Source organism: Terriglobus roseus (assembly GCF_900102185.1).
GTDB classification, from domain to species: Bacteria; Acidobacteriota; Terriglobia; order Terriglobales; family Acidobacteriaceae; genus Terriglobus; species Terriglobus roseus_A.
This window is the reverse complement of sequence record NZ_LT629690.1, coordinates 4313646-4335407: the sequence shown is the minus strand read 5'-3', so window position 1 is coordinate 4335407 and position 21762 is coordinate 4313646. Positions and strand designations below refer to the sequence as shown.

The following is a 21762-nucleotide window of genomic DNA, read 5'->3' as shown; positions in this document are numbered from 1 at the left end:
GACACGATAGCTGAGACGTGCGAAAGTGTCTTGAACTCAACACATTGGAGAAGACACACATGCCCTTGCCGAATGATGAACGCGTTGTTGCCCTTGCGAACGATCTGCTGGCGCAGTTCGATGCGATCTTTGGCGTTCATCCTGGTTTCCGCGCCGCTCATGCCAAGGGCGCATTGATGGCGGGTGTGTTCACGCCTTCCGCAGAAGCTGCGAAGCTATCGCGTGCGCCGCATTTCAATCAGCCATCGACGCCGGTGCGGGTTCGTTTCTCAAACTCGACAGGTGTACCCATGTTGCCAGATAACGATGCGAATGCTGATCCGCGCGGCATGGCAGTACGTTTTGTGCTGGGTGAGCACAAGCACACGGATATTGTGTCGCACTCTGTGGACGCGTTTCCTGCGCGTGACGGGTATGAGTTTCTTGATTTCCTGAAAGCGGTGAAGGCGACTGATCCGGCGAACTTTGCGGGATCACCGCTGGAGGCGTTTCTGGGTTCGCATCCTGCGGCGCTTGCGTTTGTACAGATTCCGAAGCCTGCGCCCAGCAGCTTTGCTCGCGAAAGCTACTTTGGGGTTACGGCGATGGAGTTCATCAATGCGGATGGTGCTTCGAGGTTTGGTCGTTATCGCATTGTGCCGGAAGAAGGCAATGACTTCCTGACCGCTGAACAAGCTGCTGCGAAGGATGCGAACTTCCTGATGGATGAGATTCATGCGCGCGTTGCGGCGAAACCTGCCAAGTTCACGCTGGCGGTGCAGCTTGCAGAGCAGGGTGATGTGGTTGACGATGCGACGATCCATTGGCCTGCGGAGCGCGAAGTGTTGACGCTGGGCACCCTTGAGATCAACGCAGTGGTGCCGGATGATGCGGCCGAGCAGAAGACCATCATCTTTGATCCCATTCCACGCGTGGATGGCATTGAGGCTTCGGCTGATCCTTTGTTGGAACTTCGTGCCGCTATCTACCTGGTAAGCGGCAGAAGACGGCGTTCCGCTTAAGTTTTCTTGCTGTCAGAAAATCACGCGCATCCTCTCAGCCATCGAACCCTGCTATGGTTCTTTGCTGAGAGGTGCCGCCGTGCTGAATCGTCGTGATTTCGTTCGTCTTGCCGCCGCTGCTTCTGCGGCCACATCCCTTCCTGCAACCATGCTTCCCCAGGCTCCGAAGAAGATTCGTTACGCCGCTGTGGGGCTGGGTCGCATCTCGTGTCAGCACTTTATGCCCGGTACCAAGCTGGGACAGTATGGCGAGATCACCGGACTGGTGAGCGGCCATCCGGATAAGGCTGCGAAGTTTGCCGCGGAGTATGGCGTTCCGCAGAAAAACATCTACACGTACGAAACGTACGACCAGATGAAGGACAACCCTGACATTGACGCCGTGTACATCGGCCTGCCGAACAACATGCATGCGGAGTACACCATTCGCGCGGCGCAGGCGGGCAAACACGTGCTGTGCGAGAAGCCGATGGCGAACACGCCTGCCGATTGCCGGGCGATGATTGACGCGTGCCACAAGGCAAATCGCAAACTGATGATTGGCTATCGCTGCCAATTAGAGCCCACCTTTATTCAGGCGCGCAAGATGATTCAGGATGGCGTGATTGGCAAGGTGTGGGCCATTGAAGCAGCGAATGGATTCAACATTGCCCCGAATGAGTGGCGCAGCGACGCGAAGTACGCGGGTGGTGGGCCGCTGATGGATGTCGGCATCTATTCGTTGAACGCGTGCCGCTGGCTGTTGCAGGAAGAGCCGAAGGACATTAGCGCGCATAGCTATGTTGACCCCACTGATCCTCGCTTCAAGGGCGTGGAAGAAACGATCGGTTGGGTGATGACGTTTCCCTCCGGCGCGATTGCCACGTGCAACACGACGTACGGTGCGAGTCAGGAAGGCTTCACGCGGCTGCACGGCAGCAAAGGCGTGCTGGAGATTTTTGGCTATGGATACGACGGCATCCACATGTCGTTGAGGTCGAAGCCAGCGGTGGAAGCGCCGCAGCCCGATATGAATAAAGATCCCCATCAGTTTTTGGTCGAGAGCGATTACTTCTCGCGCTGCATTCTGGACAACAAGGAACCGGGCCCGAACGGCGAAGAGGGTCTGCGCGACATGCAAGCCATCGCGCGCATCTACGCTGCAGCGAAGAAAGCCTAGTTTGATATGGAGCGGCCTCGAAGTGCGATAGCATAACGCCACCGCTACGCATTTCGAGGTTCCACTCCTGATGAGACCGGATCGCCGTACCTTTTTGAAGTCGGCCGCTGCCTGCGCACCTGTTGCGATGATGAATGTGGCGCATGCTGAAGATCAGGCCGCCGCAGCTATTGCCGTGAAGCTGACACCGAACTCCATTCCCGTTGCCGATCTGCCGAAGCACTATGACGTGGAGACGGGCATTCACAATTTGGAGAACGGCTATTGGGGCGTGATGCCGCGTCCAGTGGCGCAGGTGTATGCCGAGCAGTCGGCGTATGTGAATCGCCACAACTCCATCTGGGCGCGCAATGTGTTGCCGGGTGGTGCTTGCCTTGCAGCGGGTGGGCGTGAAGCGCGCGACGCCATTGCGAAGATGGTGGGCGTGTCGCACGAAGAAATTGCGATTACACGCAGCGGTTCCGACGCATTGCAATCGCTGATCTGCAACTACAAGGCGATCAAGCCAGGCGATGCCGTCATCTACTGCGATCTGGACTACGACGCGATGATTGCCAGCATGGATTGGCTGGGTGATCATCGCGGCGCGCAAGTGGTGAAGTTTGACATGCCGGAGCCTGCGACGACGGCCAACATTCTTGCCGCGTATGAAGATGTGTTGAAGCGCACCCCGAATGCAAAGCTGCTGCTGGTGACGCAGGTGTCGAACCGGACTGGTCTTGTTACGCCCGTGAAAGAGATTGTTGCGATGGCGCGCGCGCGTGGTGTGGATACCATCTGCGACATTGCGCATGGTGTGGCTTGCCTTGATTTCCAAATTGCCGATCTGGGTTGTGACTTTGCGGGATGGAGCGTTCACAAGTGGACCTCTGCTCCGCTGGGCACGGGGGCAATGTACATCCGCAAATCGCGCATTGATGACATTGATATTTCGTATGACAACCATGAGATTCCGCCGCATGACATTACTGCGCGTGTGCCCGCGGGTACGGTGAATTTCGCGGCGTTGTTGTCGATTCCCACCGCTGCGGATTTTCATTTTGCGGTGGGTGGTGCGGCGAAAGAGAAGCATTTGCGCAGTCTGCGCGACCGCTGGGTACATGCTGTGGCTGATCTGCCGAACGTGGAGATCTGTGTGCCGGACGATCCTGCCCGTTACTGCGCAATCACCAGTTTTCGTTTGAAGGGCATGCACATGAACGAACAGGCGCAGCATCTGCAAACGATGTTGTTTGAGAAGTATCGCGTGCATACGGTTTGGCGGAAGGGTGTGGCGAAGGGTCCTGTGATTCGCGTGACGCCGGGCCTGTACACCACCTTTGCCGATAGCGATGCGCTGGCGAATGCGTTGCACAAAGAACATGCAATGTTTGCCTGAAATGCCACGATGCCATCCACCGCAAAATCCAGGGCCACACTTGCCGCGTTAAAGCGCGACGTGAATGCCCTGCGTGATCCGGAACGCGCACGATTTCTGCAGAGGTTCTTTCGCACTGGCACTGGCGAGTATGCGGAAGGCGACAAGATGCTGGGCTTGACCGTGCCTGATTCGCGAAAGATCGCACGCGCCTATGCGGGTCTGCAATTGCATGATGTGGCGATTCTGTTGGCTTCGCCATGGCATGAGCATCGTTTGATTGCATTGCTGATTCTGATCGCACAGCATGACCGTGCATCGCAAGAAGACCGAGCCGCTCTGCATGGCTTCTATGTGGAACATCGCGCTGGTGTTAACAACTGGGACCTGGTGGATACGTCAGCCCGCGCTCTGTTTGGCGAACACGACTTGAAGGGCCGCCTTGCTTTGCGTTATGCGAAGTCAGCAGACCTCTGGGATAGACGCATTGCGATGGTCAGCACGTTCGCGGCGTTGAAACGAGGGGAGACTGCGCCCACTTTTGCGGTTGCGGAAAAACTGCTGGATGACCGGCACGACCTAATCCACAAAGCTACGGGATGGCTGCTGCGCGAGGCGGGCAAAGTGGACCATGGTGCGCTGATGGCATTTCTGCGGCAGCACTACGCCCGGATGCCTCGGACGGCCTTGCGTTATGCGATTGAGCGGCTGGATTCAGTGGATCGCAGGCTCTGGCTCGCTGGACCACAGTAATGCCGCTAGGGTGTTATCGCGTCTTCCACCAACGATTTTCCAAAGCAGCTTTCGATGGATATCGCATTCGGCGGAAAGGAGAGATTCTCAATCTGTCGAGAGAGCCGCAGTCGCTCTCCAACAGAAGTGAGACGTATTAAAAATGCATGATCTGATTGTCGCTGTCGGTTTTTTCGCCATGGTTCTCTCTCCTTGTGTCGTTGCCAGCCTTGCCGGCCGCACAGAGTCCCAGGCGTAACCCCCTCCTCCCCCAGGCTGTATCGCAGCCGCTCTGCCCCTCTTCTTCCCCGTAGTTTGCAGTGCCGTTCCGAAGAAAATCCGCGCCGAAGAGCCGATTTCGCAGGACACCTTACTTTCTCTGGCCGCTTAGGCGAGCCGCTGCTGCGGCCTTCTGGTCTCCCTTTCGCTCCGCCGCTGTCTGATTCTTCTTCGGCTCACAGCTCCCCTTCTCTCCCTGCATCTTCCCCGGAACGGGCTCATAGCCCGGCCAGCATGCGTTTGCTGCGGAAGTCTTTTTGCCACCCTTCTTCGCTGCGGACTTCTTTCCTGGGGTCTTCTTCGTATCCGCGCCCTTGATGTGCCGCCGGTTCGCGGCGGTTTTCGTGTTGGTGGATTTGGTTGCGCGCTTCGCTGATTTCTTCGCAGTTGCCATAGCCACCTTAGAGGTGGAACGGCTTATACGCGTTCACTCGCAATCCGGCAGAAATGCAGGTGTTTTTACCGGAGTCGCAAACGAATGGGGCCTTTTGCAGTGGCAGCATTCACGGCATGACCGCGCTGCGTGACCTGGAGGCTTCCCTCGTCGGCCATGGCAGCGGCCGTGTCGCGAACTTGCTGCATCCATGGCTCCCAGTCACGGCGGGTGTCACCTGCGATGGCACGTGCCACTTCGCTGGGGCAGATCGTCTTGCCCAGGCCGCGCTCTTTCAGCAGGCTCGCGATGGTTGCGCGGATTGTGCTTTCAGCCGGTTTCACAGCGAAATGGCTCCCATCTTTTACACTTAGATGGTTATGGCTAATTTCCCGCCACTGAATGAGCAGCTTGACCTTATTACCAAGGGCGCTGCCGAAATCATCCCGCTGGACGAACTGACGAAGCGCATTGAAGCTTCGCTTGCCAGCGGCAAACCCATGCGCATTAAGGCCGGGTTTGATCCCACAGCGCCCGATCTTCACCTGGGCCACACCGTTCTGATGCGTAAGCTGCGCCACTTTCAACAGCTTGGCCATACGGTCATCTTCCTCATTGGCGATTCGACGGCGCTGATCGGCGATCCCACAGGCAAGTCGCAGACGCGCAAGCCGCTGACGCGCGAACAGATTGCAGCCAACGCGAAGACATATCAGGATCAGGTCTTTCGCATCCTGGATCGCGATAAGACCGAGATTCGCTGGAACTCCGAATGGCTGGACAAGCTTGACTTCGCTGAGATGGTGAGGTTGATGGCGCAGTTCACCGTGAGCCAGATGTTGGAGCGCGAGGACTTCCACAAGCGCTTCAACAACGAGGAGCCGATTGCGCTGCACGAACTGATCTACCCCATCGTGCAGGGCTACGATTCCGTTGCGCTTCAGAGCGATGTGGAGCTTGGTGGCACGGATCAGAAATTCAACCTGATGCGTGGTCGCGATCTGCAGCGCCACTTCGGCCAACAGCCACAGATCATCCTGATGATGCCCATCATTGAAGGCCTGGATGGCGTGCAGAAGATGAGCAAGTCACTGGGCAACTACATTGGCGTGGATGAGCCGCCGTTTGAGATGTTCGGCAAGCTGATGACCGTTGGCGACGATCTGATGTGGCGCTACTGGACGCTGCTGACGGACGTTCCGGCCAGCGAGATTGAAACGATGAAGGTGAAGGTTGCCGATGGTTCTCTGCATCCCATGGATGCGAAGAAGGCCATGGCGCGCACCATCACTGCGGGCTTCTCGTCACCAGAAGATGCGTTGCGTGCGGAAGAGAACTGGTCCACACAGTTTCAGAAGGGCGGCACCAGCGAGGACACAGAACGCGTGTCGCTGGCGAAGGCTGACCTTGCGTTTGAAGAAGCAACTAACACCATTGGCACAGACAAGTTGATGGTGGCTGCAGGCTTCTGCGCGAGTATGGGTGAGGCGCGTCGCAAACGTGCCGAGAAGGCCGTGAAGGTAGACAACGTGACAGTGGACGATGCGCGGCTTGCTATTGCGGCGGGAACTGTTGAACTGCTGGTGAAGCTGGGCAAGAAGACGAAGATCGTTAACGTCTCGTAGTTACACAATCAGAACGTCATCATGCGGCGATGATGGGTGTGAGAGTAGGATGTTGGCCATGCTCTCGCACTTGTCTCGCCGTCGTTTTCTTCAGGGCAGCGCCGCAACAGTGGCTGCTGCACGTGCTGCTTCCATGTGGCCTCAGAGTGCCATGCGCATTGCTTCCGGCCCGTTTCAACCTACGTGGGATTCGCTGAAGGCGCACTATAAAACGCCGGACTGGTTTCGCGATGCGAAGTTTGGCATATGGGCGCATTGGAGCGCGCAGTGCGTGCCCGAGCAGGGCGATTGGTACGCACGCAAGATGTACATGCAGGGCGACCCCATCTACGACTGGCATGTGAAGCACTATGGTCATCCCACGAAGTTTGGCTTCATGGAGATTGACAATCTGTGGAAGGCAGAGAAGTGGCAGCCCGAGCAGATGATGCAGCTCTATCAGGCTGCGGGTGCTAAGTACTTCTTTGCGCTGGCCAATCATCACGACAACTTTGATAACTACGCATCGACGTATCATCCGTGGAACTCAACACGTATTGGGCCGAAGCGCGACATTATTGGCACGTGGGAAAAGGTAGCGCGTGCGCATGGCATGAAGTTTGGCGTGTCAAACCACAGCTCGCATGCGTGGCACTGGTTCCAGGTGGCGTATGGATATGACGCGGTTGGGCCGTTGGCGAATCAGCGTTACGACGCAGCCACACTGACCAAGGCCGATGGCAAAGGCAAGTGGTGGGAGGGCTATGATCCGCAGGCTCTGTATGCAGGTCGCACCGATCTCGCGATGCCCGATGGCGTGAACACCATTGCCGCGCAGAATGCATGGCACAAGGATCACGATGGCAAGTGGCATGAGGAAGATCCGCCGCAGAATCCTCACTTTTCAGAGCTGTGGTTTCTGCGTTGCAAAGAACTCTTCGATAAGTACAACCCTGACCTTGTGTACTTTGACGATGAGGAATTGCCCTTTGGCGATAAGGGTTTGAGTGTGACGGCGCATCTGTACAACACCAGCGTTGCGCGACATGGATCGCAGCAGGCTGTGGTGTTTGCGAAGAAGCCCGGCCCGAACCACATGGGCGGATTCACGCTAGACATTGAACGCTCACGCTCTACAGAGATTCTTGCGGAGCCGTGGCAAACAGATACCTGCATTGGTGATTGGCATTACAAGCGTTCGCTGTTTGAGCAGCATAAGTACAAGACTGCCGATACCGTCATTGCGCTGCTGATTGATGTGATCAGCAAGAATGGCAACCTGCTGCTGAGCGTTCCGGTGCGTGGCGACGGCAGTCTTGATGAAGACGAGCACGCGTTTCTGCAACAGCTTGCTTCGTGGGTTCCTGTACATGGCGAGGCGATTTACGGCACGCGTCCTTGGAAGGTCTTTGGTGAGGGGCCGCCGGAGCCGATTGAAAAGAACTTCAGCGAGAAGACGCGTCCGCATACAGCGGAGGACATTCGTTTCACCGAGAAGGGCAATGTTATTTACGCCTTTGTGCTGGCGTGGCCTACGGATGGCAAGGTGCGTATTAAGTCGATGAAGCGCGGTGGCGAACACACGCCTGCATCGATTCATCGCGTGGAGATGCTGCCGAAAGCGGCACCGCTGAAGTGGACGCAGACAGCGGATGCGTTGGAGGTCACCATGCCTTCGGACAAGCCGAATCCCTACGCCTATGTGCTGCGCATCACGACGTAGTGCTTAGTGTCGTGTGGCGGTTGTCTGATTGCCGCCGAGCGTGATGGTGAGGGAAGAGGCTTTGCCTGCCTCGCGTTGGAACTCAACTTGTAAGTCCATCGTGCGCGAGAAGAAGCGGGTCTCCGACTCTGCAGAGAGCGGAGGCCGCTTCCGTGCACCGGATGTCAGCACCAGGTGGCCATCTTCTACTGTGATGCCATCCTGTGTGCCGTCAGCTTCGGTGTAGGTTCCTGCGTATTCGTTCAGCGTAGACGGCGCGATGGAAACTTCTTTGCGTTCGAATGGCAGAATTACGTTTTCGCCCATGACAAAGCGACCGAGTGCATCGGCGACGCGGTCTGCGATGATGCCCTCGACGTTCGTTAAGGCGATGACGCTGAGTTGCTTCTCGGGGTAATAGATCATGTCGGCGTTGAATCCATCGACGCCACCATCGTGGTCATAGCGCTTGTGGCCTGCGACAGTATGTTCCGAAATGCCGAAGGCGTAGGTCTGCTTTGGCTCTGGTGTGAGCATCATGTTCAGCGATTCCGCTGACAATACCTTGCCACCGTAAAGGCCGAGCTCCCACTTGAGCAGATCGCCTGCGGTGGAATAGAACCCACCCGCGGCGTAGGGAAGGCTCATGTCGATGAAGTCGGCGTTGCTGAACTTGCCATCCTGCAGAGCGTAGCCGTGAACACGCTTGGGGACGATGGTTGCCGGGTTGTCGTATCCGGTCTCCGTCATATTCAGCGGTGTGAAGATGCTCTTCTGCAGATACTCGCGATAGGGCATGCCGCTGGCTTTTTCAATCACCCATCCCAACAGCGCGTAGCCGGAGTTGCTGTACTTCATCTTGCTTCCAGGTGTGAAGTCCAACGGCTTGTCGCGGAAGCGCGCGATCAACTGTTGTGGTGTTACGGGAAGGCGCTGGGTGCTGGAGTAGTCCGGGAGGCTGGTGAAGTTTGGCACGCCTGCGGTGTGGTTCAGCAATCGGCGAATGGTGACCTGGTCCCACGCTGCGGGAGCTTCGGGATAGTAGGTGCGGATGGGATCATCCAGATGCACCCTGCCCTGCTGCATCAGCAGAAGAATGCTGGCGGCGGTGAACTGCTTGGTAAGCGAGCCGATGCGAAAGCGGCCATCGAGTGTGTGCGGCGTTTGCCATTCCAGATCGGCATCGCCATAAGCCTTTTGCAGAAGAACGCGATCACCTTCTGCTACCAGCACCACGCCCATGAAGTGATTTTCATGAACGTAGCCTTCGACAATCTGCTGCATACGCGAAGACTGCTGCGCCGTTTGCGATAAGGCAAGTAGCGGAAGAAAGCAAAGGGCAACACAACAGGCAGAGAACAACGAACGGAAGCGCATACGTTTCTCTATACGCGGGAAACGTATGCGCTATCTACAGTTTCTTTTGAAAGATGCTTACTCGATTGGCGGCTTCGCGGCGAAGAGCGGGGCGAAGCTGGCGCGGTATTGCAGGAAGACGATGATCCAAAGCACGGCGGCCAGCAGTCCAGGCGCAATACCTTCCGGGTTCATGGTGGCGTGGAAGGTGAGAATGTTCACCAGCTCCGCTGCAAGAATCGTCAGTGCGAGAGAGACGAAGTAGCCGCTCAGCAGAAGCAATCCCGCGATGAGCTGAAAGCCAAAGAACATATATGCATAATGCGAAACGGCAACACCGGTGAAGAAGTGGATGGCGTTCGGGTCTGCCGGTGGCGGCTGTTTGATGAAGTTCAGGAATCCATTCAGGCCGAAGACCGTAAAGATCAGTCCCAGCAGATAACGTGCGATGGTTGCTGCGAGTTTCATTGCGAGTCCCTCTGCGTGAAGTAATTCGATATCAAAACAACTGCATCTATCGGATTCTGACGTTTGAAGAAAGGGTGCAGAAATTTTTTCAGGAGGTTTTGCGTTGACGCGAACGCAGCATACTCCGCGAGGCAAGCAGGTACAAGGGGATACCGCAGGCCGCGATGATGAGTGCGAATGCCAGCGCCGGAAGATGGCCGACGTGTTCATCGCGGGCGGCCCACAGCGCGAAGAGCATCAGGCCAACGGGACCGCACCCCAGGACCACGGCAAACCATGTGGGACCCGGCACGCGGAAGGGACGCGGCATCTGCGGTTGGCGTCGCCGCAGGATGACGAGCGCGGCGAACTCCAGGATCAGTGATAGTCCCCACAACAACACGTCGATGGTGATGAGGCGTTCAAACGTGAGCTTCAACGCAAGTGCCCAGCATGTGGCGCATACGATCAGCGAAACCCATGGCACATCGTTACGATTGCGCTTTGCAAACACGCTGGGGAGCAAGCCGTCGCAGGCCATTGCATACGGCAGGCGTGTGTAGCTGAGTGTGAGCGCGTTGAACGTGCCCATGCTGTCGAGCGACCCTGCGAGGACCACTCCGACCGCAAGCGCTGTGCCGCCGAGAAGATGCGCTGCATCTGCCCATGCGCCGGTGGAGAAGCGATCCGCGGGAATGCCCGCCCATGCCACCGCTGCGATGGGAATGAGATACGTGAGCATGACCATGCCCGCGGCCAGCAACATCACGCGCGGATAAACCCGCTGCGGTTCTTCCACTTCGCTGGCGATGGTGGTTGCGTTATCCCAGCCCATGTAATTCCACATGGCCACGAGGATCGCGGCAGGAAGATCGATGCGTGAGGGCGCGCCCATGGCAGCGTGCGGTGTGTGCGATCCCGAGTAAATGGCGAGAACAACCAGTGCGACAAACGGGCTGAGGGCGAGCAGCCAGATGAAGACAGAGCCATCGCCCACCGACTTTGCGCCGCGCAGATTCCACAGTGCCGAGAGGAGCACGACGCCGATCTCAAGCGCCAGGCCTCGGTGTCCGCTGGTCATGGCTGGAGCGACACGGCCAAGGTAATCGACGAAGATGGTCGGGTAGATGGCCATGTCGAAGATGGAAGCGGCAAGAGATAGCCACGCTTCCTGAAATCCCCAGAACGGCCCCATGGCGCGGCGAACCCAAACGTAAAAGCCGCCCTCTTCCGGCATGGCTGCGGACAGTTCACCCAGCATCAGTGCGGTGGGCAGGCTCCACACAAAAGGGAGCAGCAAGAGCAACAGAAGTGCGCGACCGTAACCGGCAAAGCCGATGATGTCTTCCAACCCGTATGGGCCACCGGAAACCATGAAATAGGTGGCCGCGAGGAGTGGGATCAACTTCAGTTTGCGCGCAGGAGTCATGGTCATTTTCTGGTTGGGATCACCTCATGTTTTTTGCAAATGTGCGTGATGTCGAATGTTATCGTTTTCGAACATTTCGTGCGGACGAAGTGGTGCGCAAACGAAATGGTTCCTTATGGTTCCAAATTCTCACGCATCTTTATTGAAGCGATGGCAGCAGCGGGGCCCGATGACTCACAAGCCTCATGCGTGTGAAGAAGCCTTGAAATGGCGGCATCTCTGTCTGGACAGGAACAGAAATCCACGGATATAGTTCGGGGGCTGGATTATTCCTTGTCAGAGCGGCTTTTAAGAACGCAGTATGCCGCACGCTGACGGATAAGGTGTTGTGCCCATGCAGGTTTCTCGCCGCAGCTTTCTGAAGAGTGCCGCAGCCGCAAGTGCTGCCGTCGGCTTCCCCACGATTGTTCCCTCTTCGGTCTTTGGGCAGTACGCTCCGTCGAAGCGCATCAACGTAGGTGCGATCGGAGTGGGTCGCATCTCGCGTGGACATGATCTGCCGGGCATCTGGCAGTACGACAAGGCCAACATCATGGCGGTCTGCGACCTGGATGCGCATCGCGTGGAAGAGGGCAAGCAGCTCATCAACGGGGTGTACTCCAAGAAGCGTGGCGGCGCGCCGTACAACGGCGTTACAGGCTATGCAGACTTCCACGAACTGCTGGCGAACAAGGACATTGACGCCGTGGTGATCAGCACGCCGGATCATCAACATGCGGCCTGCGCCGTGGCTGCGGTGCATGCGGGCAAAGACGTTTACATGCAGAAGCCCGCATCGCTGACGATTGCGGAAGGGCGCTATCTTTCCGATGTTGCCAACACCACTGGACGCATTGTGCAGGTGGGTAGCCAGCAGCGTTCGTGGAAGCAGTTCCGTTATGCGGCGGAGCTGGTGCGCAATGGTCGCATCGGTGATTTGCAACATGTGGAAGTGGGCCTGCCCGGTGACCCTGCAGGACCGGAAGCGCCGCACATGCCTGTGCCCGATGGCTTCAATTACGACGCGTGGCTGGGCACTACCCCGGATGTGTATTACACGGAGATGCGTGTGCATCCGCAGAAGGATTTCGACAGGCCCGGATGGTTGCGTTGCGAACAGTTTGGCGCGGGCATGATTACAGGTTGGGGCGCGCACCACATTGACAGCGCGCACTGGGGCATGAACACGGAATACACAGGGCCTGTGGAAGTGTGGGGTACTGCAGAGTTTCCCAAGAGCGGCCTGTGGAATGTGCATGGCAAGTTCCTGACACATGCTCGCTACGCGAATGGCGTAACGATGGACATCTCCGGCGATTTCCGCAATGGCATTAAGTTCATCGGCACCAAGGGTTGGGTGTTTGTCACGCGCACTGAGCAGTTGACGCCAACCGACATGGGCAAGGCTGCAGACGTGAAGGCGACCGGACTGGAAGCGAGTGATCCCGCGATCCTCACATCGGTTATTGGGCCGGATGAGATTCATCTTTATGTGAGCGAGGACCAGCACGGCAACTGGCTGGATTGCATTCACACACGGCAGTTGAATATTTCGCCCGTCGAGATGGGGCACCGCGCGTGTTCCACATGCCTGGTGCATCAGATTGCGATGCACATGCCGAATGAGCATCTGCACTGGGATCCGGTGAACGAGCGCTTCCTGAATAACGACGCGGCGAACAAGTGGCTCTCGCGTCCGCAGCGCGCCAAATACGCATTCATGCCGCAGCACGCCTAGGAGAAAATTCGTGAAGACGATTCGTTGTCTGGCCGCACTTGCCTTGCTGGTCACCGGTTGCGCAGTTGCGCGTGCGCAGGCTCCTGTGACGTTCACCGCCGAACAGGACCATCAGAACATGATGGATCAGCTTGGCATCAAGACGCTGCGTCCCGGCCCGAGCGGTGATGAGAAAGCACCAAACCACGCGAACTACGATGAGTCGAAGGCGAATCCGTATCCCGATCTTCCTGATCCGTTGACTCTGAAGAATGGCAAGAAGGTGACCACACCGCAGCAGTGGTGGACGGAGCGGCGTCCGCAGATTGTGGAAGATGTGGAACGCGAGATGTATGGCCGTCTTCCGAAAAACATTCCCGGTGTGACGTGGCGCGTGGTGCTTACGGACAAGGAGTTTGTGGGCCGCACTCCGGTCATCGCAAAGCGGCTTGTGGGACACGTGGATAACTCTGCATATCCCGCGATCAGCGTCGACATTGAAGCGACCGAAGTGATTCCGGTAAACGTGAAAGGTCCGGTGCCGGTGCTGGTGATGTTTGGGCAAAGTGTTCTGCCATCGCCTGCGCAGCCTACTCCGCCGGAACTGGAACGTGTGAATGAAGCGTTGCGCAAACTGCTGGCGCAACAGGATCCGTCACTTAAGGAAATCTTCGACAAATATCCGGCTTACAACCCGATTGCATCGCAGGCAGTGAATCCATTCACAGGTCGTGCGCCGGGGTTGCCCGCATATACCGCAGACACACTTCCTGCGACGAATGAACTTGTTGCGGCGGGATGGGGTTATGTTGCGCTGAGTACGACGAGCATTCAGGCCGACAACGGCCAGGGCATTACGCGCGGCATCATTGGCCTTACAAATCATGGCCAACCGCGCACACCGGAGCAGTGGGGAGCGTTGCGCGCGTGGGCGTGGGGAGCGGCTCGTGTGCTGGATTATCTTGAGACCGACCCTTCGGTGAATGCAAGGCAGGTGGGCATTGAAGGTGTCTCGCGCTATGGCAAAGCCGCGCTGGTGACAATGGCGTTTGAGCCTCGCTTTGCGATGGGATTGATTGGATCATCCGGTGAGGGCGGCGCGAAACTTAGCCGTCGCAACTTTGGTGAAGCTGTCGAAAGCCTCACGGGTGGCGAGTATTACTGGATGGCTGGCAACTTCATGAAGTATGGCGCGGAGGATGGAAAGTTCGGTCGCAAGACACCGGGCGATAACCCCGTCGACGCACATGATTTGATTGCGCTCGCAGCACCACGGCTGTTGTTCATCAGCTATGGCGTGCCTGAAAAGGGCGATGCGAAGTGGTTGGATCAGAAGGGCAGCTTCATGGCCACAGTGGCTGCGCAGCCTGTGTATCAACTGCTGGGCGCAAAGACTCTTGGTGTTCCCAACGACTATCACGCAGACAAGGTACAGATGCCACCGGTGCTGCATGGACTGCTTGATGGTCAGCTTGCATGGCGACAGCATGATGGCGGCCACACTGACTTGCCGAATGTTCCGTACTTTATTGAATGGGCCGATAAGTGGCGCGCCGCAGGACCGCTTCCGGTGCAGCCATGACGAAACAGTTCGTCCGCAAAACTATCTGTTTTGCTGCTCTAACATTCTGCAGTTCACTGAGTGCCATCGCGGAAGACGGCGCCGCAGCATGGCTGCGTTATGCACCGCTCACAGATTCAAAGCTGTATGCGACATTGCCGACGCGGATTGTGTCCATGGACAATTCGCCTACGGGGAGCGCCGCTGCGGAAGAACTTCGACGCGGCCTGACATCCATGCTTGGCAGAAACTTTGTAGTTTCAAATGCTGGCACCGGAGCGATCATTGTGCTCAGCTCCAACGCCCTTCTGCCACGCGAGACTTACCGCATCAGACGTGGCATGGACGGCTTACACATTGAAGGTTCGTCGGCCGCAGCAGAACTCTATGGCGTGTTTCATTTCCTTGAACGTGTCGCGTCGCAGAAGCCCATCGTCAACGAAACACAATCGCCCGCTGCGCAGATTCGCTGGAGTGACGAGTGGGACAACATGGATGGCACGGTGGAACGCGGCTATGCGGGGCCGTCCATCTTCTTTGAGAATGGCCACGTAAAGCAGGACCTTACGCGTGCTGGCGAGTACGCTCGGCTGCTTGCCTCTGTGGGCATCAACGGATGCAATGTGAACAACGTCAACGCGAATCTGCAAACGCTGTCAGAGCAGAATCTGCGTGACTTTGCACGTGTTGCAGAGGTGTTTCGTCCGTGGGGTGTGAAGCTGGCGTTGAGTGTCGACCTCACGAGTCCGCAGGTTGTGGGTGGACTCGATACTTTCGATCCGCTTGATCCGAAGGTTGCCGCATGGTGGCAATCGAAGGTGGATGAGATTTACAAACTGATCCCCGACTTTGCAGGCTTCACGGTGAAGGCCGATAGCGAAGGGCGTAAAGGACCATCGCAATATGGACGCATGCCTGCCGATGCAGCGAATGTTCTTGCGCGTGCATTGAAGCCGCATGGCGGTGTGGTTCTGTATCGCGGCTTTGTTTACAACAACCATCTTGATTGGAACGATAAGAAGGCGGACCGCGCACGAGCGGGTGTGGACAACTTTGTGAAGAACGATGGCACGTTTGAATCGAACGTCGTCATTCAAATCAAAGAAGGTCCCATCGATTTTCAGGCGCGTGAAGCGGTGAGTCCGCTCTTCAGCGCATTGAAGAAGAGCAACGTCGCGATTGAGTTGCAGACTGCGCAGGAGTACACAGGTCAGCAGCGACACATGGTGTTTCTTCCGAGCATGTGGAAGTGGGTACTGGATACCGATCTGCGCGCGAATGGCAAAACGACGCCAGTAAAGCAGATCGTCACGGGCCATACGTTTCCCAATGCCGATGGCTCGCCACGTTTGAGTGGCTTTGTTTCGGTCACCAATGTAGGTAGTGAAGCGAACTGGCTGCATCATCCCATGGCGCTTGCCAATCTGTATGGCTTTGGCAAGCTGGCATGGAACCCCGATACGCCATTGAGCCAAATCACTGACACATGGACGCGGATGACATGGGGTAACGATCCGCTGGTGGTGGGCACCATCACGTCAATGCTGGGCAAGAGTTGGGGCGTGTACGAGGGATATACCGGCCCGAACGGTATGGGCACGCTCACCAACATTCTTGGTTATCACTTTGGCCCGGGCATTGAATCGGCTGAGCGCAATGGATGGGGACAGTGGTTCCGCGGTGAGAAGGATGGCATCGGTATGGATCGCACATCGCACGGAACCGGCTACGCGCAACAGTATGCGCCGGAGCTTGCCGCGAAGTATGAGAACCCTGCCGCCACGGGGGACGATCTGCTGCTGTTCTTTCACCATGTCCCGTACGACTACAAACTGCACAACAGCAAGACACTCGTGCAATCGATTTACGACACGCATTACGCCAGCGCATTGGCAGCAGCAGAATACGTGCCACAGTGGAGTGCGTTGAAGGACAAGGTTGATGCAGATCGATATGCACAGACATTGAAGCTGTTTCAATTTCAGGCAGGCCATGCGCTTGTGTGGCGCGATGCGATTAACAACTGGTTCCAGCGCATCTCTGGTATTGCAGATGCGCTGGGTCGCGTGGGGCATGACAAGGGCCGCGTGGAGGCAGAAGCTTCACAACTCACCGGCTTCGAAATCATTGATGTGAATCCGTGGGAGACGGCATCGGGTGGCAAGGCTGTGAACTGCCACGTAGCCACGGGCTGCACGCTTACGATGACTGCGCAGCAGGCGGCAGGCCATTACAACATTGCCGTGAACTATCACGACATGTGGAACGGTGTTTCAAAGTATGAGTTACTGGTTGACGGCAAGAGCATTGCAACCTTTGCAGCCGATGACAAGTTGCCGCCTGCGCAGTTTGATCCAAACCCCGATGGGCAAACCGCGACTCGCTTCACTGCATACAACGTGGCGCTGCATCCTGGTGCCGTCATCACACTACATGCCGTTCCAGATATGCGGCCGGAGTTGCAGAACGTGATGCCGTCTGCCGAAGCCAACAGCCAGCTCCGCGCGCGCGACTATCGTGAATTTGCGCCGGTAGACTATATCGCGATTGGCCCCGCTGGCCTGATCACACCGCAGTGATTTAGGGACATTGTTTCGGGAGATAGTGTATTGCGAGAACTTTTGCTGGATGGAGCTAACTGGTTCAAGCCAGATGATTTCTATGACTCTGTTTTCGCCGCAGTAGGCGCTCCCCCTTGGCACGGGCGAAATTTCAATGCATTGATAGACAGCATCTCAACCGGGGGGATTAATGCCATTGAAGTTCCGTATCGCATCGTTATCTTCAATGCCCATCTCATCGGACCAGATGCTCAGGAAACCGCATCACGCTTCACAACGATAATCGAGAGACTGCAAGAAGACCGAGAATGTCCTGTACAAATTGAGGTTCGTCCGCGTTTAGAAACTCACAGAAAATAGGAAGCCCAAATGAAGATCACAGGCGCACGCCTCATCATCACTTCGCCCGACCGCAACTTCATCACGCTGCGCATTGATACCGATGAAGGCATCTACGGTCTTGGCGATGGCACGGTCAACGGGCGCGAACTCGCCGTTGCCAGCTATCTGACGGAGCACGTGATTCCGTGCCTGATTGGTCGCGATCCATTTCAGACAGAGGACATCTGGCAGTATCTCTATCGCGGTGCGTACTGGCGTCGCGGGCCGGTTACGATGGCGGCGATTGCAGCGGTCGACGTGGCTCTATGGGACATCAAGGGCAAGGCGCTGAACACGCCTGTCTACAACCTGCTTGGCGGTGCGAGCCGCAATGGATGCATGGTGTACACGCATGCCAATGGTGCGGACATTGCCGAAGCCGTAGACTCCGTGCAGAAACATCTTGCGGAGGGCTACATTGCCGTCCGTGCACAGGCTGGCGTTCCAGGGATTGCTTCGAGCTATGGTGTGCCGAAGAAGGGCAAGCCATACGAACCAGCCGAACGTGGTCTGCCTTCTGAAAGTCTTTGGTCCACAGAAAAGTATCTGCGGTTTGCGCCGAAGCTTTTCGACGCAGTGCGTAACGCTGTTGGCGAAGATGTTCATCTGTTGCATGACGTGCATCATCGGCTGACACCGATTCAGGCCGCACGCCTTGGCAAATCACTGGAGCCCTACGATCTGTTCTGGATGGAAGATGCAACACCGGCGGAATATCAGGAAGGCTTCAAGATCATTCGCCAGCACACCACCACACCTCTGGCTGTGGGCGAAGTGTTCAACTCTGTGTGGGATGCGCATGATCTTGTACGCAATCAATGGATCGACTATTTGCGCATGACGGTATCGCACGGAGGCGGCATCACGTCTGCGAAGAAGACCGCCGACTTCTGCGACCTGTACCAGGTGAAGACGGGCTATCACGGTGCAACGGATCTTTCGCCCGTGACGATGGCCGCGGCGTTGCATGTTGGTTTAGCGGTTCATAACTTCGGCATCCAGGAACACATGCCGCACACCGCGCTGACAGACGAAGTGTTTCCCCATGCCTACAAGTTTGAGAATGGCTACATGCACCCCGGCGATGCGCCAGGCTTGGGCATAACCATTGATGAGGAACTCGCTGCGAAGTATCCGTACCAACGCGCGTATCTACCCGTGGCGCGGCTGCTGGATGGCACGCTAACGGATTGGTAAGTTAGCGTGCGGGCTGCAGCTTGCGACGTTCGGTTTCTGTGTAGGTGAAACGGATTCGGTGGATCACAGTGACGGTGCTGAGGAATGCGAGCACCCACAGTGCCGGAGCCATCACACCCCATGTGTCGCACAGCGCGCCGAGGATCACCAGAACGATTCGTTCCGGACGCTCCATGAAGCCTACCTTGCACGATCCGATGAGCGCTTCAGCGCGGGCGCGCGTATAGCTGACCATCAGGGACGCCGTCATCACAAACGCCACCAGCACCACGTACACAAAGCGGTTGCCGCGCGCGTAGTAAACCAGCAGGCCGAAGAAGATGGCCACATCGCTGTAGCGGTCGATCACGGAATCAAAGAACGCACCGAAGACACTGACCTGGTTCGTCTGACGGGCCACGCGACCATCGACCATGTCGAACAGACCGGCGCCGATCAGGATGAGGCCCGCGTACAGGAACATGCGGTGCGCGTTTTCGCTGCGCGCGTAACCGAAGAAGAACGCGGCCACAATGTTGATGATGAGGCCGATAAAGGTCAGCGTGTTTGGCGAGATTTTCGACAGCGCCAAACCGTTGACGATCTTCTGCAGCAGCCATCCGCTGCCCTTGCCAAAGGCGCTGGTCCAGGTGAATCGAGAGCTCATGCTTCCGTGCGTATCCTCTTCCAGTGTAGCCCGTTCGGGGCGGCGCGCGGGGAGTCGAAACGTGTCGCGGACGGCAGCGGCCAGTGCCTCGCGAGGATTTTCCGGGTCTGCTTCCTCTACAAAAGGCAGTGGAAGTGTCTGTGAAGACGGGGATTCCGGTAGCGAATCCACTGGTAGAGGCGTCGATCTGCGGGTGCGTGGGGCCGTTGCGCGAAGCTTCCAGCGGCCGCTCATGGGTGGCAACGGGGCTACGTCCGGCGGCACCCAGCCCGTCCGCGCCGCCTCGGACTTCAGCGTGTCCGGCAGCCAAAAGGCATGCAGCGGATTGCTTTCGTCTTCGGGATAACTCGCCATGGCTTCGGCAAAGGTCTTTGCTTCCTGCGCGGCCAGAAGACGCATCCAGGCCTGCGTCACAGTCTCGTTGTAATGCGCGGCATTGCCGGTGCGCAGTGCGAAGTTCTGCAGCCCCTTGCGGACGCTGTCCAGAGCATCGTCAAACGGCAGGCGCTCCAGCAGCAGCCAGGCTAGGCGTAGGTGGTCGCCGTGATGAAACTGGCTGGTGGCGATGTCGCGGTCCTGAAACGCACGCAGGAAATCCCCATCCGACATCGCCGCACAACCAAACTTGAGCATTTGTTAAGTTTACGCCGTTTGCCCTATGGCTCGGACGTAAACGTGCCCATGGGCAGACCTGCGCTGTTGTACAGATAGTCCGTGACCACGGCGGCCCAGCCGTAGCGGATGTATTTTGGCTCCTTCACGGTGGAGGAGGTCGCCACCACCGTTACGTGGTCGCCAATTTTCTCCACGCGCGCTTCTGCAGGAGCAAACTTGTGGTCGGCACCAGCAATTTCAAATCCGCCGACCGCTCCGGCCTTCGGTGCGAGGCCTTCGGCATGGGTGAACCAGGCGCGCATGCCGTTGGGTTCCGTGGTGGCCTGCTCAAACATGGGCGAGAACCCCTCGGCCTTTGCGCCGTAGCTGATGCTCAATGCGGCAGCAGCCAATCGCGCGCCCACGGCCTGCTTGTCGCCCGGATGGATGTTGGTGGGATGCCCCACATCCAGCGTGACGGCCATGCCCGTGTTCACCAGCGACAGCGTCTTGCGCTGCGCATCACGCACTGTGCTCCATCCGTCCACCGTGTTTGTGCCGTAGCTGGAAAGCTGCACGAACAGGAACGGGAAGTCACCCTGCGCCCACTGGTGCCGCCAATCCTGAATCATGCCGCCGAAGATGCGTCCGTAATACGGCGCGTACGGCATGCTCTGGTCCGCTTCGCCCTGATACCAGATGGCACCGCGGATGGCGTACTTCGTGTACGGGGCCAGCATGCCGTTGTACAGAGCGGCCGGGTTCCATGAACTGTTGCGATCGGTGAACTTCGCGTGCGGCACCGGCGTTCTTCCGGCTGCTTTATCCGCGTCGTCCTGCGCGGCCAGGTTGGCCTTGATCTCGTCTGTCGCGCCCTGATCCGCGACCATACCCGCGCCGTTGGTGAACAGGCTACCCTGGCCCAGGAAGCCTGCGCCGCCCGCGCTCATCCACGTCATGGCAGGCGTGCCGCCCCAGCTTGTATCGATAAGGCCAATGGGAACGCCCTTTTCGTGCTCCTGCAGATCGCGTCCGAAGAAATAGGCCACGGCCGAAAAGCCAGCCGCAGTCTCGGGGGTGCAAACGGTCCATGTATCGTCCGTGTCGGACAGCGGCACCGCAGCCGGGCGCTTGTGCTGGAAGAGCAGGCGAATCTTCGGATGATTCGCCGCTGCAATCTCCTTCTCGTGATCCTTGATCTGGGTATCCGGGTTGAATCCCTTCAGCGGCATTTCCATGTTCGACTGGCCGCTGGCAATCCAGACGTCACCCACCAGCAGGTCATTGCGCGTGATGGGCGAGGCCGTGGCATCGCCAGTAACGGTCAGCGTGTACGGGCCACCCGCAGACTCCGGCTTGAGCCACGTCTCCCACTGACCATAGCTATTCGCCATAATGCTCAGCTTCTGTTGATGGAAACTGACGGAAACAGTCTCTCCGGGCCGCGCCCATCCCCACACCCGCACCGGACGGTCGCGTTGCAGCACTGCGTGGTCAGAAAACAGGTGCGGCAGGCGAACCTCCGCGGCCATGGGAAGGCTGCACAACACAAGCGAAGCGGAAAGCAGCAGACGACGCATCAGGATTGCTCCTAAAAACTGAGATTTGGTGACAGCGGAGTGCCCGTGGCACAAGGCAGGAGGAGTGTAACAAGGTTCCCGCAAGCGTTTCCGAAGATCAAAGCGCG

General features: G+C 57.5%; 18 protein-coding genes. 11 read left to right on the top strand and 7 right to left on the bottom strand.

All coding sequences use genetic code 11. The features are described from left to right. The first annotated feature begins 59 nt into the window (after positions 1-59). From BLT38_RS18140 to BLT38_RS18125, 4 genes are all read left to right on the top strand, one after another. Positions 60-1001, top strand: coding sequence for a catalase family peroxidase (locus BLT38_RS18140; protein WP_083346446.1), 942 nt, complete (start codon positions 60-62; stop codon positions 999-1001). Between the two features lie 79 nt (positions 1002-1080). Further along, positions 1081-2160, top strand: a complete 1080-nt coding sequence (locus tag BLT38_RS18135; protein ID WP_083346445.1) for a Gfo/Idh/MocA family protein — start codon at positions 1081-1083, stop codon at positions 2158-2160. A 70-nt stretch (positions 2161-2230) separates the two neighbouring features. Continuing rightward, complete coding sequence (locus tag BLT38_RS18130; RefSeq protein WP_083346444.1) at positions 2231-3538, top strand: aminotransferase class V-fold PLP-dependent enzyme; 1308 nt, start codon at positions 2231-2233, stop codon at positions 3536-3538. Positions 3539-3547: 9 nt separating this feature from the next. Then, positions 3548-4270: a DNA alkylation repair protein gene (locus BLT38_RS18125; RefSeq protein ID WP_083346443.1), complete on the top strand. Its 723-nt coding sequence runs from the start codon at positions 3548-3550 to the stop codon at positions 4268-4270. A gap of 349 nt (positions 4271-4619) precedes the next feature. Here BLT38_RS18125 and BLT38_RS18120 read toward each other — a convergent pair whose 3' ends face one another. After that, positions 4620-4922, bottom strand: a complete 303-nt coding sequence (locus BLT38_RS18120) for a hypothetical protein (protein WP_083346442.1) — start codon at positions 4920-4922, stop codon at positions 4620-4622. Between the two features lie 65 nt (positions 4923-4987). Beyond that, positions 4988-5245: a DUF3253 domain-containing protein gene (locus BLT38_RS18115; protein WP_083346441.1), complete on the bottom strand. Its 258-nt coding sequence runs from the start codon at positions 5243-5245 to the stop codon at positions 4988-4990. Positions 5246-5281: 36 nt separating this feature from the next. Between BLT38_RS18115 and tyrS the strand changes: the two genes are divergently transcribed. Together tyrS and BLT38_RS18105 are read left to right on the top strand one after the other, a co-directional pair. Beyond that, positions 5282-6526 carry a tyrosine--tRNA ligase gene (tyrS, locus tag BLT38_RS18110; protein WP_083346440.1) on the top strand — a complete coding sequence of 415 codons (1245 nt, stop codon included), beginning with the start codon at positions 5282-5284 and terminating at the stop codon, positions 6524-6526. 58 nt (positions 6527-6584) lie between these two features. Beyond that, a complete protein-coding gene (locus BLT38_RS18105; protein ID WP_231966607.1) occupies positions 6585-8228 on the top strand; it encodes an alpha-L-fucosidase in 1644 nt (547 codons plus the stop codon). A gap of 3 nt (positions 8229-8231) precedes the next feature. On the opposite strand, the gene BLT38_RS18100 is transcribed toward BLT38_RS18105, so the two are convergent. The 3 genes from BLT38_RS18100 to BLT38_RS18090 form a co-directional block, all read right to left on the bottom strand. Further along, positions 8232-9491 (bottom strand): serine hydrolase, encoded by a 1260-nt coding sequence (locus BLT38_RS18100; RefSeq protein WP_172838342.1) that lies wholly within the window; start codon positions 9489-9491, stop codon positions 8232-8234. Positions 9492-9641: 150 nt separating this feature from the next. Further along, on the bottom strand, positions 9642-10031 hold the full coding sequence (locus BLT38_RS18095; RefSeq protein ID WP_083346437.1) for a hypothetical protein: 390 nt from the start codon (positions 10029-10031) through the stop codon (positions 9642-9644). An 88-nt stretch (positions 10032-10119) separates the two neighbouring features. Beyond that, complete coding sequence (locus BLT38_RS18090; RefSeq protein WP_172838341.1) at positions 10120-11439, bottom strand: APC family permease; 1320 nt, start codon at positions 11437-11439, stop codon at positions 10120-10122. A gap of 334 nt (positions 11440-11773) precedes the next feature. Between BLT38_RS18090 and BLT38_RS18085 the strand changes: the two genes are divergently transcribed. Genes BLT38_RS18085 through manD form a run of 5 tightly spaced genes read left to right on the top strand, consistent with a single transcriptional unit; the run spans position 11774 to position 18835 of the window. Beyond that, positions 11774-13156: a Gfo/Idh/MocA family protein gene (locus BLT38_RS18085; protein WP_083346435.1), complete on the top strand. Its 1383-nt coding sequence runs from the start codon at positions 11774-11776 to the stop codon at positions 13154-13156. Between the two features lie 10 nt (positions 13157-13166). Further along, positions 13167-14717, top strand: a complete 1551-nt coding sequence (locus BLT38_RS18080) for an acetylxylan esterase (RefSeq protein WP_083346434.1) — start codon at positions 13167-13169, stop codon at positions 14715-14717. Next, complete coding sequence (locus tag BLT38_RS18075; RefSeq protein WP_231966606.1) at positions 14681-17275, top strand: alpha-glucuronidase family glycosyl hydrolase; 2595 nt, start codon at positions 14681-14683, stop codon at positions 17273-17275. The genes BLT38_RS18080 and BLT38_RS18075 overlap by 37 nt, the downstream gene beginning before the upstream one ends. A 30-nt stretch (positions 17276-17305) precedes the next feature. After that, positions 17306-17617, top strand: coding sequence for a barstar family protein (locus BLT38_RS18070; protein WP_172838340.1), 312 nt, complete (start codon positions 17306-17308; stop codon positions 17615-17617). Between the two features lie 9 nt (positions 17618-17626). Beyond that, positions 17627-18835, top strand: coding sequence for a D-mannonate dehydratase ManD (gene manD / locus BLT38_RS18065; protein ID WP_083346431.1), 1209 nt, complete (start codon positions 17627-17629; stop codon positions 18833-18835). A gap of 1 nt (position 18836) precedes the next feature. Here manD and BLT38_RS21225 read toward each other — a convergent pair whose 3' ends face one another. Both BLT38_RS21225 and BLT38_RS18055 read right to left on the bottom strand, forming a co-directional pair. Continuing rightward, complete coding sequence (locus BLT38_RS21225; RefSeq protein ID WP_083347183.1) at positions 18837-19481, bottom strand: CDP-alcohol phosphatidyltransferase family protein; 645 nt, start codon at positions 19479-19481, stop codon at positions 18837-18839. Positions 19482-20137: 656 nt separating this feature from the next. Further along, positions 20138-21655 (bottom strand): sialate O-acetylesterase, encoded by a 1518-nt coding sequence (locus BLT38_RS18055; RefSeq protein ID WP_083346430.1) that lies wholly within the window; start codon positions 21653-21655, stop codon positions 20138-20140. Positions 21656-21762 lie beyond the last annotated feature (107 nt).